Genomic DNA, 15974 nt, shown 5'->3' on the forward strand with positions numbered 1-15974 from the left:
TGCTTCCTGACTAGTCAATGCATTCACGATTATCTTGTCAGAGCAGCTCTGCCAAATGGTCAGCCTAAGCAACTTATCCGCATAAACAACGTCCATATTCATATGGAAAACTCTTACTATTGGCAACAGGGAGGTTTATACATGCGTTATTTGACAGTTATCATACTGGCGGCTGCCATGCTCGCAGGATGTAAGCAGACGGATACAGCAGAACAAGCGGACACTTCACCTTCCCCTCCTCCGGCAACGATCCAGTCAGCTACAGCTACGCCGGCCACACCTTCATTCGCGGCCCCCTTAAACCCGGAGGAGCCATTTCTCTATATTGAGCAGATGAAGATTCTGGGCGGAAACGGTCAAGTTGTGCAGGTGAAGTCCAATACCGATATGGACAAAGCTTCACTGGAAGCCGCACTCGAAAAAAGTCTGCAGACCAGCAATCCGCAGGCAGAGTTCAGCTATACGCTGGAATGGGAGTCGCCGCGGTTTGTGCAGATCCGTCTGCACATGGATGAGGAGAACGCTTGGTCCGGGACATTTAATCTGGATGAAACCGCCACAGCAGATGGACGAAGCTTCGCGAGCACAGAGCAGCCGTACCGCAATACTGTCGTTGTCAGATCCCTGACCGATCAAGGCAGTATTCATTTAAAAGGGATCGTATCCGGTACTCAGCGGATGATTCCGGTCTGGAATACGGGCTGGGTCAAAACCGTCGATCACCAGCAACTCACCGGACCCTCCTTTCTGTTCTATGGAGACGAAAAGCATCATCTGGTTCAGGCTATGACAGGCCAGGAGCTTACGATCCCTGCTTTTCCCCTTGAGGAGGGCGCTTATGGCAATGACTATGGTTACCATGAGATGTATTCCGACCGCTTTTACCCCGGCTACACTTATATGGTATCAGGCAACAAAACGCTGTACCGGGTAGATCTGAAGGATTTCACACGCAGGAAGCTTCATGTTTTTGACAAGCCGGTTTATGGGATGTCCTCATCACCGGACGGCACCCGTATCGCTGTATTATACGCCCATGATGATTACATCGGCCCCGGAGCGGATTTGCTGATTTTGGATCAGAAGGGAAATACGCTGCTATCACGGGAAAATGCAGCTTTCCTCTCACACAGTGACGGGTTTCTGTTTGTGTATCCGTTGGCCTGGGAGGATGACTCGATTCTGATACTCCCCGCAGACTACGATGAGAGTAACCCGCATGGCAAAATCCGTTTTAACACCGGCAGCGGGGCTTCCGGAGTCTTGCTGGATGAGCGGATTACGGAGCAGGTTAAAGAGGATATTTGGGAGCATGAGCGGCAGCAGGATTACTACCTTCTGTCTACGCTCCAATGGTCGCAGGACGGCAGGTTCGCGGCTTACACATCCGGTGCAGGTACAATCCGGCTATATGACAAAAAAGAACGGACCATAACATTCGTGGCAGCAGGCGTTCTGCTTGGATGGATGCCGGATGGGACGTTAGCCTGGGCAGATGTTGGAGGTCATGCTTATACTTTTTGAGCAAATGGGAATGCATGTGCACTTTAATTATAATCATTTATTACATTGAACATTTTTCCATATTAGGATATTTTAAAGAAAGCTTAGCGATAAGCAAGCTCCGTACACGAAAGGGGATGTGATTTTAATGGCAACTACTTATATGGTGGTTCGTTCATAGAATCGAATAGCAGGCATACACGAAAAACGCGGGATGTTGCCCGTATTCTTTGTGATGCCGTCCAAAGTAACCTTTCGTGAAAATTGCTGTTTGCAGAATACGATGAGGATCGTATCTTTTGGTGCGTTCTGATGCCGTGCATTAGCAGTTTCTTAAGAGGCTGCTGGTCCGCGGCATTTTTGCGTCCAAAAAACAACATTATGAGCACTAATATGTTCAGGATAAATCAGGCTACCTGATTGACAAGCGGGCCCGAAAGAAAACATTAGCCATGCAGAGCAAGCAAACCAAGAAAATCGGGGGATGGAAAAAATGAAGATTACAATCGAAACATTAACATATGTCTTAAGCCGGCAGTTCAAGAAGGAGATCATCTCAGCAGACTTCACTACTAAGTCTCTGCAGGGCGGTACTGTAGGAAATGTACAACTGGTAACTGGAACCGCTGAAACCTCTGACGGCGAGCAATTATCATACCGTGTCGTGCTGAAAATCCAGAATAAATGGGAGCGCTACAGTGATCCTGGTTCATGGAGGCGGGAGTATGATCTCTATGCCTCTGATTTAGGGGCAACATTCACGGATCAATTCCGCTGGCCGGAATGTTATCACGCTGAAATGAATGCCGGGCAGAATGAATATCAGCTGTGGCTGGAATTCGTTGAAGGTGTATCCGGTTTAAACTTGACTGGGGACATGTACGAACAAGCTGCACTGGAGCTTGGCCGTTATCAGGGCAAGCTGTACGCGGAGCAGCCTGCTGTGCTGGAGCGTCTGACCAATTTGAGCCGGGCGGATCTCATGAAGAATACGTATCTGCATTACCGGTCATGGCCGCTCGTCTACGATTATATCCGTTCGGAGGATTGTGAATTTCCGCAGCATGTGCGGCAAATGCTTATTGCTATCGACGAGCATTCAGAGGAGATTTTCGCCCGCATTGAACAATTGCCTCTGATTCTGTGCCACCGGGATTTCTGGATCACCAACATCCTCTATGACGGAGGAACAATCGCGCTCATCGACTGGGATACCTCCGGATGGGGCTACCTGGGCGAGGACATCGCCAGCCTGCTTGCCGACGAAGTGGATCTTGATCACATGATCGAATACTACCAGCGGTGCGTCCCTGCGTATTATAGAGGTTTTGCAGAGCATGCGGATGCTCCCCCTGTGGCAGATCATTGCGTCTGCGAGCTGATCCTGATCATATTCGGGTACAGGCTTGTGGAAGGGTATCTGCATGCAAAGGACGAGGACGGGAAGGCGCTTAATCTCCAGACGCTTCAAAAAATCTATGAAATGAAGAGCACCCCTGTCCTGAGCTGACTCTTTAAGCTATAAAAAAACTCCGGATACCCGCGAATGCTGTGGGTTTCGGAGTTTCTTTTTCGCGAATAATAAAATAACTTCAAGAAAACAAACGTATGTTCACAGCTGCCCCTGCGTTGCCTTTTCCGGATGATTGGAAGAGTTCAGCAGTACCACACCGCCGATAATAGCCGCAATACCGATGAAAGACACGAAAGTGAACGGATCGCCCCACACCACCACACCAAGCAGGGCTGTAATAGCCGTACCGACGCCCGACCAGACCGCGTAAGCAAAGCTTAACGGAATGACCCGCAGACTCATGGATAAGCTGTAAAAAGATAACCCCATCCCTACAACTACCCCGAGGCCAGGCAGCAGATTCGTGAACCCGTCTGATAACTTAAGCATCGTTGTCCCGAATATTTCAAAGCAGATGGCCATAGCCAGGTATATGTAGCTTTTCAATTGAATCCCCTTCCTCTTCTTTTCCCGTAAAAATAAATCAATGTGTTCCGCCCGCAGCAAGCTTCAGTGTAATAACACCGCCGATAATCAGCAGCAGACCCAGTATTTTTTTACGATTAAGCCGTTCTTTATAAAAGAATACTCCAACCATAGCCGTTAACGCCGTACCCGCCCCGGACCAGATCGCATAAGCCGTACCGAGTGAGATCGACTGCAGCGCCAGAGACAGAAAGTAAAAGGCCGAGCCGAGTCCAGCTACCACCCCGAGAGATGGATATAGCCGTCTGAAGCCGTTGGATAATTTGAGCAGCGAGCTGCCGCAGACCTCTGACACAATGGCAACAGCCAATAAAATAAAGGGGTTCACAATCCTCTTCCTCCTACACCGTCATTTTAAGCAGTTCCCGTATGACCTGTTCGCGCAGCTCCGCATCCAGTTTCCCTAAACTGAACATTTCAGAGAACCACAGGCCGTCGGCAGCGAGCCGTACAATGGTTGACCGCACGGGGTCGATCCCGTCGTTTTCAATGTCTTTTTGCCAAAGCGCATACTGCTCCTGCAGCTTCCCCAGCAGCTCCGGTTTGCTGAAAAGCGCCGCGGTCAGCGCCGTGCTGATCCCGTTCCCATCCTTGATATCACACGCCACAGATTCCGTGTATGCCCTGCTCCACTTGCCTTCATTAACAGCTGAAACCGCGGCCCGTTCCTGGACATCGGTTACGAACCCGTCCGTCAGCTCATCGACCAGCCCCTGAATCAAGGCATTTTTATTCGGAAAATGGTGCAGCAGCCCGCCCTTGCTGACGCCGGCCTCTCTGGCTACCGCTTCGAGCGTAAGCTTCTCCACCCCCTGGCTCCTGATGATTGAGGATGCGGCGTTCAATATGACTCCGCGTTTAGAATTAACGTTCAATGGATTCACCTCTGAATTTACTATACCGTCTGGACGGTTTAGGCGTCAAATAAAAAAGCATGTATCATTTGCCGCTGAAACGCTGCAGAATAATGGCGGATAATTGAGATCATAGTGTTGTACAGCCTGGAACGGAGGGATATGATGAAGGATTTCCAAGTGGAGCTTTGGCTCAGAGAAGCACGAATGGAGGACAGCGTACTCGTCACTAAATTAATCAGAGAGTCGTTTCAAGCCCAGGCGCAGCAGCTCGGTCTGACTGAAGCTGAATATCCGCATTATGTGGCTTTTGAGCGGGAAAAAGACTCGAGAGAGCGGATTATCGACACCACTGTTGTTGTGTTATACCATTTGTCTAATGTACCCATTGGAACTATCGGATATTATGCAGAAGGGAATAACGGGATCATAGAACGCCTGGCAATCCTGCCCGCCTATCGAGGACGTTCCTACGGTAAAGAGCTGCTGCAAAGCGCAGAGAATGATTTATTTGCTGTACACGATTGCCAGACTGTCTCGATTTCGATTGCCGCCTGCTTCGAAAAGCTCCAGCGTTATTATGAATCCATGAAGTATGTGGCTATTGAGAAAAAGAAGTACCCTTCACTGCCGTTTGAAGTCCTCCATATGCAAAAAACCTTGGATTCGTGGCGCAGATTCTACGAATAAACAGCGGCTGCCCGCCGGGCTCTTGTCTGTCAAAGTCAAGTCCCGGCGGGCAGCCGCCTGTATTTATTTAATGAAATTTGTAATCCTGCAGGGTTCGGCCCCCCTGACCACGTTATACCGCCGCAAACTGGCTGTTATACAGCTTCGCATAATGTCCGCCGCTGGCCAGCAGCCCCTCATGAGTGCCGCTCTCGACAATATCCCCGTCCTTCATGTAGAGGATAATATCCGACTCGCGGATCGTTGACAGCCGGTGGGCGATGACGAAGCTGGTCCGGCCGGAGATCATCTTCAGAAAAGCCTTCTGGATGCGTATCTCAGTCAGCGTATCAATGCTGCTGGTCGCTTCATCAAGAATCAGCATCGGCGGATCAGCCAGCATGACGCGGGCGATCGTCAACAGTTGCTTCTGCCCTTGGGACAGATTGTCCCCGGAGCCGCTTATCTTTGTCGCGTAGCCCTCGGGCAGCCGCTTGATGAAGCTGTGGGCGCTCGCTGCTTTGGCCGCAGCCATAACCTCATCATCACTCGCCCCCGGTTTGCCGTAGGCGATATTGTCGCGGATCGAGCCGCCGAACAGCCACGTATCCTGGAGAACCATCCCGAAGTTCTGCCGGAGGCTGTCACGGGTGATGTGATTGATATCCATACCGTCAATACGGATGCTGCCGCTGTCCACATCATAGAAGCGCATCAGCAGATTAACGAGCGTCGTCTTCCCTGCTCCTGTCTGGCCGACTATGGCTACGCGGGTACCCGGCTTCACTTCCAGGCTGAAATTACGGATCAGCGGCCGTTCCGGCGTATAAGCAAAGCTTACCCTGTCAAAAGTGATTGTCCCCTGGCTTGCGCCCAGCACATGAGCGTCCGGCGCATCCGGCGTTTCAGGCACCATATCAAGAATCTGGAAGACCCGCTGGGCAGAAGCTGTCGCTGACTGCAGCTGGGTGATGACACCGGTGATTTCATTAAACGGCTTGGCGAACAGATTGGAGTAGATCAGGAAGCTCGACAGGTCCCCCACCGAGAAATGCCCCCCGATAACCAGCGCACTGCCGATCATAGCAATGACCGAAAAAGTAATATTATTGACCAGCCGGGTTGTCGGATTGGCCAGGGAGCCGTAGAACTGTGATTTAACCCCGGTCTGATACAGCTCATTGTTGCGTTCAGAAAAGTGGGCAAAGGAGCGGTCCTCGTAATGGTAGGCCTGCACGACCTTTTGCCCGCCGACAATCTCCTCCACATAGCCGTTCAGCCCGCCGAGAATTTTGGCCTGCTCGCGGAACAGCTTCTGAGAGCGGGTGGTAATGAATCTGGCGACAAAATATGTCACAGGTGCCGACAGGAGCACTACTACAGTCATAACAGGGCTGATATAGAGCATCAGGCCGATTGCACCGGCAATAGTGACAATACCGGTCAGCAGTGTCGAGAAGCCCTGCAGCAGTCCGTCAGAGACGGCATCCATATCATTGACAAACCGGCTGATGCTGTCGCCCTGCGGATGATTGTCATGGAATTTGAGCGGCAGCGTATCCAGCTTATCGAATAAGTCACGGCGCAGATCATAGACCGTTCTGTAGGCGATTTTGTTGGTGTAATAGGTCAGGAGCCAGCCGAAAAAGCTGCCGGCAGCATACACGGCGCCGAGAATCAGCAGCAGCCGGAGAATTTCCGGAAAATCGACATTGTCCGGCCCGATCATCCGGTCGATTGTCCGCCCGATCAGGAGCGGGCCAATCAGACTGGCGGCCACGCTCAGGATGGCGCAGATCACGGCACTGGCAGACATGCTCCGGTATTGTCTCGTATAGTTCAGCAGCCTCTTCCATGTCTCGTTGGTATTCATTGCGCCACCTCCTGGCTGGACAGCTGTGATTCGCAGATTTCCCGGTAGACCCCGCAGGATGCAAGCAGCTGCTCATGGGTGCCGGTTCCGGCGATCCGTCCCTCGTCAAAGACGATAATCTGATCCGCCTGCTGCACCGTGCTGACACGCTGAGATACGAGCAGCACCGTCATATCCCGCCCGTACTCCTTAAGCGCCTTGCGGAGTGCGGCATCTGTTGCAAAATCCAGCGCACTGGAGGAATCGTCCAAAATCAGAATAGGCGGACGGCCGACCACGGCCCGGGCGATCGTCAGACGCTGCTTCTGGCCGCCTGACAGATTCAGACCGCCCCGGGCTACCGGCGTTTCCAGCCCTTCCGGCAGCCTGCTGATGAACTCCTCCGCCTGGGCCACCGCAGCAGCCTGCAGCAGCTCATCACGGGTGGCATCCTGCTTGCCCCAGCGGATATTATCGGCGATCGTACCGGTGAACAGCAGCGCTTTTTGCGGTACGATGCCGATCAGGCTCCGCAGCTGCTCCAGCGGGTAATCCTTGACGTTCACCCCTCTGACCCGGATATTCCCTTGAACGGTATCATAGAAGCGCGGAATCAGGTTAACGAACGTCGACTTGCCGGAGCCTGTACTGCCGATCAGCCCGACTGTCTGGCCTTGGCTTATCTTTACCGTAATGTCCTCAAGCGCAAGCTCACCGGTACGGTTATAGCCGAAGGAGACATGCTCGAAGGAGATAACCGGAACGTCAGAGGGTGCTGCAGCAGAAATCGCCTTGTTCCCTTCATCCGGAACCGAGGTGGCTGCGGCCAAAACTTCGTTAACCCGGTTAGCGGAGGATGAGGCCTTAGTAAACAGAATTACCAGATTCGATACGACGATCAGGGCCAGCAGGATCTGGGTGACATAGTTGATAAAAGCGATGATCTCCCCCTGCGAGAGGCGTCCGGCGTCGATGTGCCAGCCGCCTGCCCAAAGGATGGCGATAATCGCCGCATTGACGACCAGTGTCGTCATCGGTCCGAGCCAGGCGGCTATGCGGGAGACCCGGATCGCTGTCTCCGTCAGGTCATCTGACGCCGCTGCAAAACGCTCCTTCTCGCGGCGCGACTTCGCAAACGCACGGATAACGCGGATACCGGACAGATTTTCGCTCAGCACCAGCGCCAGATGATCCAGCTTCTGCTGGTATTTGCGGTAGAGCGGGCTGCTGCGGGTGATAATAAAGTACAGGATCACCCCGAACACCGGTGTTGCCGCCAGCAGAATCAGCGACAGCCGGAAATCAAGAATCATCGCCATGATGATCGCCCCGATGCAGATGAACGGCGCACGGACTACCAGCCGGATCAGCATCGCTACGGCCAGCTGCAGCTGGTTCACGTCATTGGTGATCCGGTTGATCAAGGACGGTGTTCCCAGCTTATCCAGCTCTGCGTAGGAGAGCGAGGATACATGCTTGAACATCTTATTGCGCAGCGATGTGCCGAAGCCCTGTGAAGCACGGGCGGCATAATACTGGCAGACCATGGAGCAGCCGAAGCCCAGCAAGGTCATGAGAAGCATCAGTCCGCCCATCCGGTATACATAGGCGCTATCCTGGTTGCCGATGCCGTTGTTGACAATCAGTGCAACAACAGTCGGCAGCAGCAGCTCCAGTATCGCTTCGAGCAGCTTGAAGATTGGACCGATGATCACCTCTTTTTTGTACGGTTTCAGAAAAACAGCAATTTTAAACATAAGTACTCACCAGCCTATACAGTATGTAACCTCTATGCAACTTCTAGAAGACCCGTTATGATTATGTCATATCTGCTACCATATTAATAATATTGGTTTCATATCTCTGAGATACGTATTTCGTATGTCAGAATAATTTTGCAGGAGGTTAATGATGGATATCCGTCAACTGAAATATTTTCTGGCCATTGCCGAGGAAGGACAGATTACGTCTGCCGCCAGGCGGCTGCAGATGGCCCAGCCGCCGCTCAGCCAGCAGCTGAAGCTGCTGGAGGAGGAGCTTGGGGTAAAGCTCGTGAAACGCGGCCCGCGCAGCGTGCAGCTTACCGAAGCCGGGATGATCCTGCGCGGCCGGGCACAGCAGATTCTGGAGCTGGCTGATTCGACGACACGTGAGCTGAAGGATTATGTGAAGGGCGTGTCCGGCACACTCTCCATCGGCACCGTCTCCTCCTCTGCCGCCACCCTGCTGCAGGAACGGCTGCTGGATTTCCATCAGCTCTATTCCGGCGTGAAGTTTGAAATTCATGAAGGCAATACGTTCCGGGTTCTCGATCTGCTCAGCAAAGGCATCGTCGAGGTTGGAATCGTCCGCACCCCGTTCAGCAGCATCGGGCTGGAATGTATATATACGGCATCAGAACCTATGATTGCCGTGATGTCACCCGATTATGACTGGAGTGAAGAAAGAACCGCCATCGAAATTGGCGAGCTGCAGCACCAGCCGCTCATTGTGTACCGCAGGTTTGAGCAGCTGATCCGCGAGACCTGTCTGGAGCACGGCTTTGATCCGCAGTTTTTCTGCATGAATGATGATGCCCGTACGACCCTGCTGTGGGCCAACGCCGGGCTTGGCATCGGGATTATTCCCAGATCTGCTTACAGCCTTGCCGCCAACGGCAATCTGGTTCTCAAGGAGATCCGCAGCGACTCCCTCAATACACGGGTTGCGGCCGTCTGGATGAAGGATAAATACCTGTCCGCACTGGCCGTGAAGTTTATTGAGAATTTCCGGGAGGGGTAAACATGGGGCTTGGGGACTGCCGTATGCATTTACTATTGCGGAACTATGCCAGGACGAAACATACAAAAACCCGCCCCGGCAGCGCCGGAAGCGGGTTTTATCTTTTACAGCCACTCTACAGCAGCAGAAAGCTGCCGCTTAAGCATTACACCATAATCTTGCAGATATCGTTGGTGAACTGCACCGGATCGTTAACCTGCAGGCCTTCGATCAGCAGCGCCTGGTTGTACAGCAGATTTGTGTACAGGCTCAGCTTCTCCTTGTCACTGTCAGCCGCAGCCTTGAGTGATTTGAAGACGTCATGGTTCACGTTGATTTCCAGCACCTTGTCCGCCTGCACCTCTTGGCCGTTTGGCATGGCCTTGAGGATTTTTTCCATCTCGATGGTCAGCTCGCCTTCAGTGGACAGGCAGACCGGATGGGACTTCAGCCGCTTGGAGGCTTTGACTGCCTTCACTTTGCCGGCCAGAATACCCTGCATCGCTTCGAACAGGTCCTTATTCTCGTTCTGTTCCTCTTCCGACTGCTTGTCTGCAGCATCCTCTTCAATGCCGAGATCGCCGCTGGAGACGTTTTTGAATTCTTTTTCCTTATAGGACATGATCATCTTGATCGCGAATTCATCGATATCGTCAGTGAAATAGAGGATTTCATAGCCCTTGTCGAGCACCAGCTCAGTCTGCGGCAGCTTCTCGATCCGCTCTACCGACTCACCGGAAGCATAGTAGATATACTTCTGTTCTTCCGGCATTCTTTCCACATATTCAGCCAGCGTAACCTGTTTCTTCTCCTTGGAGGAGTAGAACATCAGCAGGTCCTGGAGGGTTTCTTTTTCCATACCGTAATCATTATACACACCGAACTTCAGCTGTCTGCCAAAAGATTTGTAGAACGTCTCATATTTCTCTCTCTCGTCCTTCAGCAGGCTGAGGAGCTGGCTCTTGATCTTGTTCTTGATATTCTTCGCAATCAGCGTCAGCTGGCGGTCATGCTGCAGCAGCTCGCGGGAGATGTTAAGTGACAGATTCTCGGAATCCACCATCCCTTTGACGAAGCTGAAGTAGTCCGGCAGCAGATCCGCACATTTATTCATGATCAGCACGCCGTTAGAGTAGAGCTCCAGACCTTTTTCGTACTCCTTGGTGTAGTAGTCAAAAGGGGTGTTCTCCGGGATGAACAGAATCGCGTTGTATACCACCGCACCGTCGGCGCTGATATGAATGTGCTTGAGCGGTTTGTCGAAGCCGTAGCGCTTCTCGTTGTAGAAGTTGGTGTAGTCCTCTTCGGTCAGCTCGCTTTTGTTCTTGCGCCAGATCGGCACCATGCTGTTGACGGTTTGCTCTTCCTTCGTTTCCTCGAACTCTCCTTCACTGCCTTCTTTAGGCTTGCTGCCGGTGATGTCCATCTTGATCGGAAAACGGATGAAGTCGGAGTACTTTTTAATGATGGATTTCAGGCGGTACTCTTCCAGGAACTCGTCGTAATTCTCTTCTTCAGTGTTGGCTTTGATCTTGAGTGTAATCTCAGTACCTACACTATCTTTCTCCGCCGGCTCGATTGTGTAACCGTCCGCCCCCTGCGATTCCCACTTGTAAGCCTGGTCGCTGCCCAGCGCCTTACTGATGACCGTAACATCCTCTGCCACCATAAAAGCGGAATAGAATCCGACCCCGAACTGCCCGATAATGTTATGGCCGTCCTTGGCTTCGTTATCCTTCTTGAATGCAAAAGAGCCGCTGTTCGCGATAATCCCCAGGTTGTTCTCCAGCTCCTCCTGCGTCATCCCGATCCCTGTATCGGAGATGGTCAGTGTGCGGCTATCCTTATCTGCGGTAACTTTAATGAAGTAATCCTCTTTATTGAACACCAGGCTGTCGTCGGCCAGTGCTTTGTAATAGATTTTGTCGATGGCATCGCTTGCATTGGAGATCAGCTCCCGCAGGAAAATTTCCCGCTGCGTATAGATGGAGTTAATCATCATTTCCAGTAGTCGTTTGGATTCGGCTTTGAACTCTTTTTTAGACATGAATATAGAATCTCCTTTCAAAAATAGCCTGCTGATTGCTTCCGGACGGTTAGCACTCCATAAGGGTGAGTGCTAACACTTCCTTTTATATACCATATTGTCGTTTTTGATGTCAATATCTTGCTGCATATCAGTGCTAAATGAGCCTCTTATATATGTAACGTTCCGCCATCATAGCAGTAATAATGCTTCGCCGCGAGATTCTTCAGCAGCTCCAGGAATTTCTCCGCCTGCGGCAGGTCGAGGCAGTACTGTGGATTAGCTACCAGCAGCTCTGTGCCATTGTCAGATACAATCATGCTGGGATAAATGTAATATTGCTGTCCTTCATACATAACTTCAACAGGAAGCTCGATAATGTTCATTGTGTCCTCCAACCGTACCCGCTTCATACCGCAGCCTTCTTATCCTCAGCATCGGTCAGCAGCATCTGAATCAGTGATTGCAGCGGCAGCGATTTCCACTTCTTCGGATGGATGAGCAGCTGCAGGTCAAAATGAATCTCCGGATGGACGAACGGCAGCTCGGCCAGATTCCCCCGCTCAATCTCTTCCTCAGCGACAATTCTTGGCAGCAGGGCGATGCCCAGGCCGTTGCGCACGCAGCGTTTGATCGCCTCCAGATTGGACAGCTCAAAGCCGATCCGGAACACGATGCCATGCTCGCGGAGCAGATTCTCAAACATGCTGCGGTAAATGCAGCTTTCCTCGGAGACAATCAGCTCACAGTTATTCAAATCCTGCAGCGTTACCTGAGTGAGCTTGGCCAGCGGATGTCCGGCAGGAGCGACAAGCACCAGCGGCTCATCCCGGATGATCGTCCGCTCCAGTGTGGAATCGGCTGTACAGCGGTCCAGCATCAGCCCGAGGTCCACCTCGCCGTCCCTGATTTTGGACACGAGATTCGCTTCCTGCTCGGTCTGCAGATGAATATTCAGTCCGGGAAACGTTGTCCGCAGCTGCTGCAGAAAAGGCGGAAGATAGAATGCGGCCAGCGAGTCTATCGTCCCGATGGTCAGCGTTCCCCCGATTTGCTGGGCAATGGTTTCTTTCGACCTGTCATACAGGTCAAGAATCTCCACGAACAGCTTCAGCAGCTCTTCTCCAGGCGGGGTCAGACGCAAAATCCGGCCGTGGCGCTCCATCAGAGTTACTCCGTATTCTTTTTCAATCTTCTGAATCTGCATCGTTACGCTTGACTGGGCATATCCCAGCTCCTCTGCCGCTCTGGTAAAGCTCTGGCGCTTCGCCACTTCGCGGAAGGTTCTCATATATGTTAAATCCACACTATCTCCCTTCACAACGTGAACAGGAGTGTATCAGCAGATCAGACCCGCTGCCCTGCTCAAGTTCAGCAAATATAACATCAATATTATTGATGCCCCATATCATTTATTATAGCTAACACCGATGAATTATTCCATGCTACAGTATAATAAACGGTTATACAAATTTGGAGGACGATATTCATGTTAACTGAAGAGCAGATTTATGGAATCTATGTTCCCGTGGTAACACCGTTCGATGCAGCCGGCGAGATTGATCTGGCTTCGTATCAGCGGTATGTGCAAGGCATTATCAAGAACAACATTCATGGTCTGGTCGTAAATGGAACCACTGGAGAATCGCCGACAGTCAGTATACAAGAATTACAATTGTTAATTGATGCCTCTAAACAGCTGCTGCAAGGCAGTGATATTCCGCTCGTAATCGGTACGGGCACCAATGACACGATGTCTACAGTCAAACGTACGGAGCTAGCCGCCAATGCCGGTGTTGATGCTGCACTCGTTGTTGTTCCCTATTACAGCCGCCCCTCCCAACAGGGGATCATCGCACACTTCCGCAAAGCAGCTGAGGTTGGTATTCCGATCATCGCCTATGATATCCCCGGCCGTGCCGGAGTCGGAATGACGGTAGATACCGCCCGCACGATTCTGGAGATGGACAACGTTGTCGGCCTTAAGGACTGCTCCGGCTCACCGCTGCTCGTATCCGAGCTGTCGCGTCACGGCTCGAAGCCTGTTCTCTGCGGCGACGACCTTTCCTTCTTCGACATGCTGGGCTACGGTGCCGCCGGTGGCATGCTTGCTTCCGCCAATGTGCATACGGCTAGATTCTTGGATATCTACGAACAGTACAGAGCCGGGCAGGTAGAAGCTGCCAGAGCCGAGTATGACCGGCTGGTACCGCTGATGAAGCTGCTGTTCAAGGAATCCAATCCTGCACCGATCAAGTGGCTGCTCAGCGCCAAAGGCGAGATTTCCTCGGATACCCTCCGCCTGCCGATGACTTCAATCAGCGACGCACTCCGTGAGGAGCTGGGCGCACATCTCGCCGGCTAGCCCTTGCCCGGATTATACCGGATGGACGCGGTAGACGCAAAAACCCGTATTGTACTCTCTGCCGGGAGTGTGCAATACGGGTTTTTGTGTTTGTTCTTTTGCTGGCTTCGTCGATTTAGTCAGCCCGCATTCATTTGCAGCGGCTTGCGCTGACTACAGCAGACCAACACTGCAACGTATGTTTGCTGCCGACGGTTCTTTATAATACCATTTCCGGGCAGCTTCCGGAAAGAAGATCTTCGCATTAACCCCGCTCAATCTCCCTCCCAGGACGCCGCTTTTTTTAAACTATGCTCGTTCCTGACGCCCCCTATTAGCCTCGCGCAGCTCCTGAACTATTCCGTCCATTTCCGCCAGGCCGGTTACCAGCAGATCTGCCCGCTCCGTTAGCCTGTGCTCTATCAGCTACAGGAGTCCTTGCTCCGCCAGCCTGCGCCTTGCCAGCCCCCGCAGCACGTGCTCCGCCAGCCTGCCCTTTGCCGGCACTACCAGTCCGCGCTCCGTTAGCCTGCTCTCTACCAGCTCCGCCAGTCCGTGTTTCGCCTGCATTGTCCTTAACGCTGCCTCCAGATCTGCCATCCTTGCGGTCAGGCCACTCTACCCTGCCGCCTTCAGAGCCTTTGCGCGGGCGGTTGCCCTGAGTGAACCATTCTTCCTTCGGCTTGCGTGCCGGATTGGCTTTGGCTTTTGGCTGGTTGCCTGCTTTGGCTGAAGCAACAGTCTTACTTGCATTAGCTACCTCCGCCGCCAGCGCCGGATTGATCTTGATCATCGGATACGGATGATCCTTTACTTCCGGGATGGTCTTGCCGATCAGCTTCTGGATATCCTTCAGGTACGGAAGCTCATCTGCTTCGCACAGGGAAATGGCGATGCCGCTCATCCCGGCACGGCCAGTGCGGCCAATCCGGTGCACATACGTTTCCGGAATATTCGGCAGGTTGAAGTTGATGACATGCGACAGCTCGTCGATATCAATACCGCGGGCAGCAATATCAGTAGCTACGAGTACCCGGGTTACTCCGGTTTTGAAATTACGCAGCGCATTTTGCCGTTCATTCTGCGATTTGTTGCCGTGAATCGCCTGGGCAGCAATATTGACTTTGCCCAAATCGCGCGCAACCCGGTCCGCCCCGCGTTTCGTACGGGTAAACACAAGCGCAGATACAATTGACTTATCCTCCAGCAGACGGTTCAGCTGCTTCTGCTTACAGCCATTTTCCAGCAGGTAGACGGATTGCTGAATTCTGTCCACTGTCGAAGAAACCGGGGTAATTTCAATCTTGACCGGATTCACCAGCAGCGTCTTGATCAGCTGTGAAATCTCCTGCGGCATCGTTGCGGAGAAGAACAGGGTCTGTTTTTTAGCCGGCATCTTGGCAATAATCCGCTTCACATCATGAATGAAGCCCATATCCAGCATCCGGTCTGCTTCATCCAGGACGAGCAGCTGCACCTGTTGCAGGTCAGCATGCTTCTGGGCAATCAGGTCGATCAAGCGGCCTGGAGTAGCAATCAGGATATCCGCACCCAGAGCCAGAGCACGCTCCTGCGATCTTTGTGAGACACCGCCGACAACCGCAGTAGAACGGATACCAGTGAACTTGCTGTAGACCTGAATATTCTCATAAATCTGCAGCGCCAGCTCACGGGTAGGGGTAAGAATCAGAGAACGGATCGGGCGTTTGCCGCTCCGGTTCGCATTCTGCTTGCTAAGCAGCTGAATAATAGGCAGCGAAAAAGCTGCCGTCTTCCCCGTACCGGTCTGCGCACAGCCCAGCACATCTCTCCCGGTCAATGCTGCGGGGATTGCTTCTCTCTGAATAGGTGTAGGTGATGTATAGTTTGCAAGGTCCAGCGCCTTTAGAATTGCCGGGCTCAGACCCAAATCATTAAAAGTCATAGTTGTCTCCTTATTTTCAAAACATGTATTGTCAATTTACCCG

14 protein-coding genes are annotated in these 15974 nt (G+C 52.3%); 5 read left to right on the forward strand and 9 right to left on the reverse strand.

The genetic code is table 11. The annotated features are described in order from the left end of the window. Positions 1 to 141: 141 nt before the first annotated feature. A complete protein-coding gene (locus M2108_RS10405) occupies positions 142 to 1524 on the forward strand; it encodes a WD40 repeat domain-containing protein (RefSeq protein ID WP_277469297.1) in 1383 nt (460 codons plus the stop codon). Between the two features lie 472 nt (positions 1525 to 1996). Then, complete coding sequence (locus M2108_RS10410) at positions 1997 to 3013, forward strand: phosphotransferase (RefSeq protein ID WP_277469503.1); 1017 nt, start codon at positions 1997 to 1999, stop codon at positions 3011 to 3013. 102 nt (positions 3014 to 3115) lie between these two features. On the opposite strand, the gene M2108_RS10415 is transcribed toward M2108_RS10410, so the two are convergent. From M2108_RS10415 to M2108_RS10425, 3 genes are read right to left on the reverse strand one after another with little or no spacing between them, the layout of a single operon-like run. Continuing rightward, positions 3116 to 3463, reverse strand: coding sequence for a DMT family transporter (locus M2108_RS10415; RefSeq protein ID WP_277469298.1), 348 nt, complete (start codon positions 3461 to 3463; stop codon positions 3116 to 3118). A gap of 37 nt (positions 3464 to 3500) precedes the next feature. Further along, positions 3501 to 3830 carry a DMT family transporter gene (locus M2108_RS10420; protein WP_277469299.1) on the reverse strand — a complete coding sequence of 110 codons (330 nt, stop codon included), beginning with the start codon at positions 3828 to 3830 and terminating at the stop codon, positions 3501 to 3503. Between the two features lie 13 nt (positions 3831 to 3843). Beyond that, positions 3844 to 4386 (reverse strand): TetR/AcrR family transcriptional regulator, encoded by a 543-nt coding sequence (locus M2108_RS10425; protein WP_277469300.1) that lies wholly within the window; start codon positions 4384 to 4386, stop codon positions 3844 to 3846. Between the two features lie 135 nt (positions 4387 to 4521). On the opposite strand from M2108_RS10425, the gene M2108_RS10430 reads away from it, so the two are divergent. Further along, a complete protein-coding gene (locus M2108_RS10430) occupies positions 4522 to 5046 on the forward strand; it encodes a GNAT family N-acetyltransferase (protein WP_277469301.1) in 525 nt (174 codons plus the stop codon). Positions 5047 to 5158: 112 nt separating this feature from the next. Here M2108_RS10430 and M2108_RS10435 read toward each other — a convergent pair whose 3' ends face one another. Together M2108_RS10435 and M2108_RS10440 are read right to left on the reverse strand one after the other, a co-directional pair. Further along, the gene (locus tag M2108_RS10435) at positions 5159 to 6898 is read right to left on the reverse strand and encodes an ABC transporter ATP-binding protein (RefSeq protein WP_277469302.1); all 1740 of its coding nucleotides are present in this window, start codon (positions 6896 to 6898) and stop codon (positions 5159 to 5161) included. Further along, positions 6895 to 8634, reverse strand: a complete 1740-nt coding sequence (locus tag M2108_RS10440) for an ABC transporter ATP-binding protein (RefSeq protein ID WP_277469303.1) — start codon at positions 8632 to 8634, stop codon at positions 6895 to 6897. Before M2108_RS10440 ends, M2108_RS10435 begins: the two co-directional genes overlap by 4 nt. 154 nt (positions 8635 to 8788) lie before the next feature. Between M2108_RS10440 and M2108_RS10445 the strand changes: the two genes are divergently transcribed. Further along, positions 8789 to 9658 (forward strand): LysR family transcriptional regulator, encoded by an 870-nt coding sequence (locus M2108_RS10445; protein ID WP_277469304.1) that lies wholly within the window; start codon positions 8789 to 8791, stop codon positions 9656 to 9658. A gap of 145 nt (positions 9659 to 9803) precedes the next feature. On the opposite strand, the gene htpG is transcribed toward M2108_RS10445, so the two are convergent. The 3 genes from htpG to M2108_RS10460 all read right to left on the reverse strand — a co-directional run bounded on the left by htpG (position 9804) and on the right by M2108_RS10460 (position 12969). Next, positions 9804 to 11684: a molecular chaperone HtpG gene (gene htpG, locus M2108_RS10450; RefSeq protein ID WP_277469305.1), complete on the reverse strand. Its 1881-nt coding sequence runs from the start codon at positions 11682 to 11684 to the stop codon at positions 9804 to 9806. A 149-nt stretch (positions 11685 to 11833) separates the two neighbouring features. After that, positions 11834 to 12076 (reverse strand): hypothetical protein, encoded by a 243-nt coding sequence (locus M2108_RS10455; protein WP_277469306.1) that lies wholly within the window; start codon positions 12074 to 12076, stop codon positions 11834 to 11836. Next, positions 12073 to 12969, reverse strand: coding sequence for a LysR family transcriptional regulator (locus tag M2108_RS10460; protein WP_277469307.1), 897 nt, complete (start codon positions 12967 to 12969; stop codon positions 12073 to 12075). The genes M2108_RS10455 and M2108_RS10460 overlap by 4 nt, the downstream gene beginning before the upstream one ends. 183 nt (positions 12970 to 13152) lie before the next feature. Here M2108_RS10460 and dapA point away from each other — a divergent pair, with 183 nt between their 5' ends. Further along, positions 13153 to 14028, forward strand: a complete 876-nt coding sequence (dapA, locus tag M2108_RS10465) for a 4-hydroxy-tetrahydrodipicolinate synthase (protein WP_277469308.1) — start codon at positions 13153 to 13155, stop codon at positions 14026 to 14028. A gap of 313 nt (positions 14029 to 14341) precedes the next feature. Here dapA and M2108_RS10470 read toward each other — a convergent pair whose 3' ends face one another. Further along, positions 14342 to 15931, reverse strand: a complete 1590-nt coding sequence (locus M2108_RS10470; RefSeq protein ID WP_277469309.1) for a DEAD/DEAH box helicase — start codon at positions 15929 to 15931, stop codon at positions 14342 to 14344. Positions 15932 to 15974: the final 43 nt, after the last annotated feature.

Origin of the sequence: Paenibacillus sp. PastM-3 (assembly GCF_029893965.1) — a bacterium.
GTDB lineage: Bacteria > Bacillota > Bacilli > Paenibacillales > Paenibacillaceae > Paenibacillus_AQ.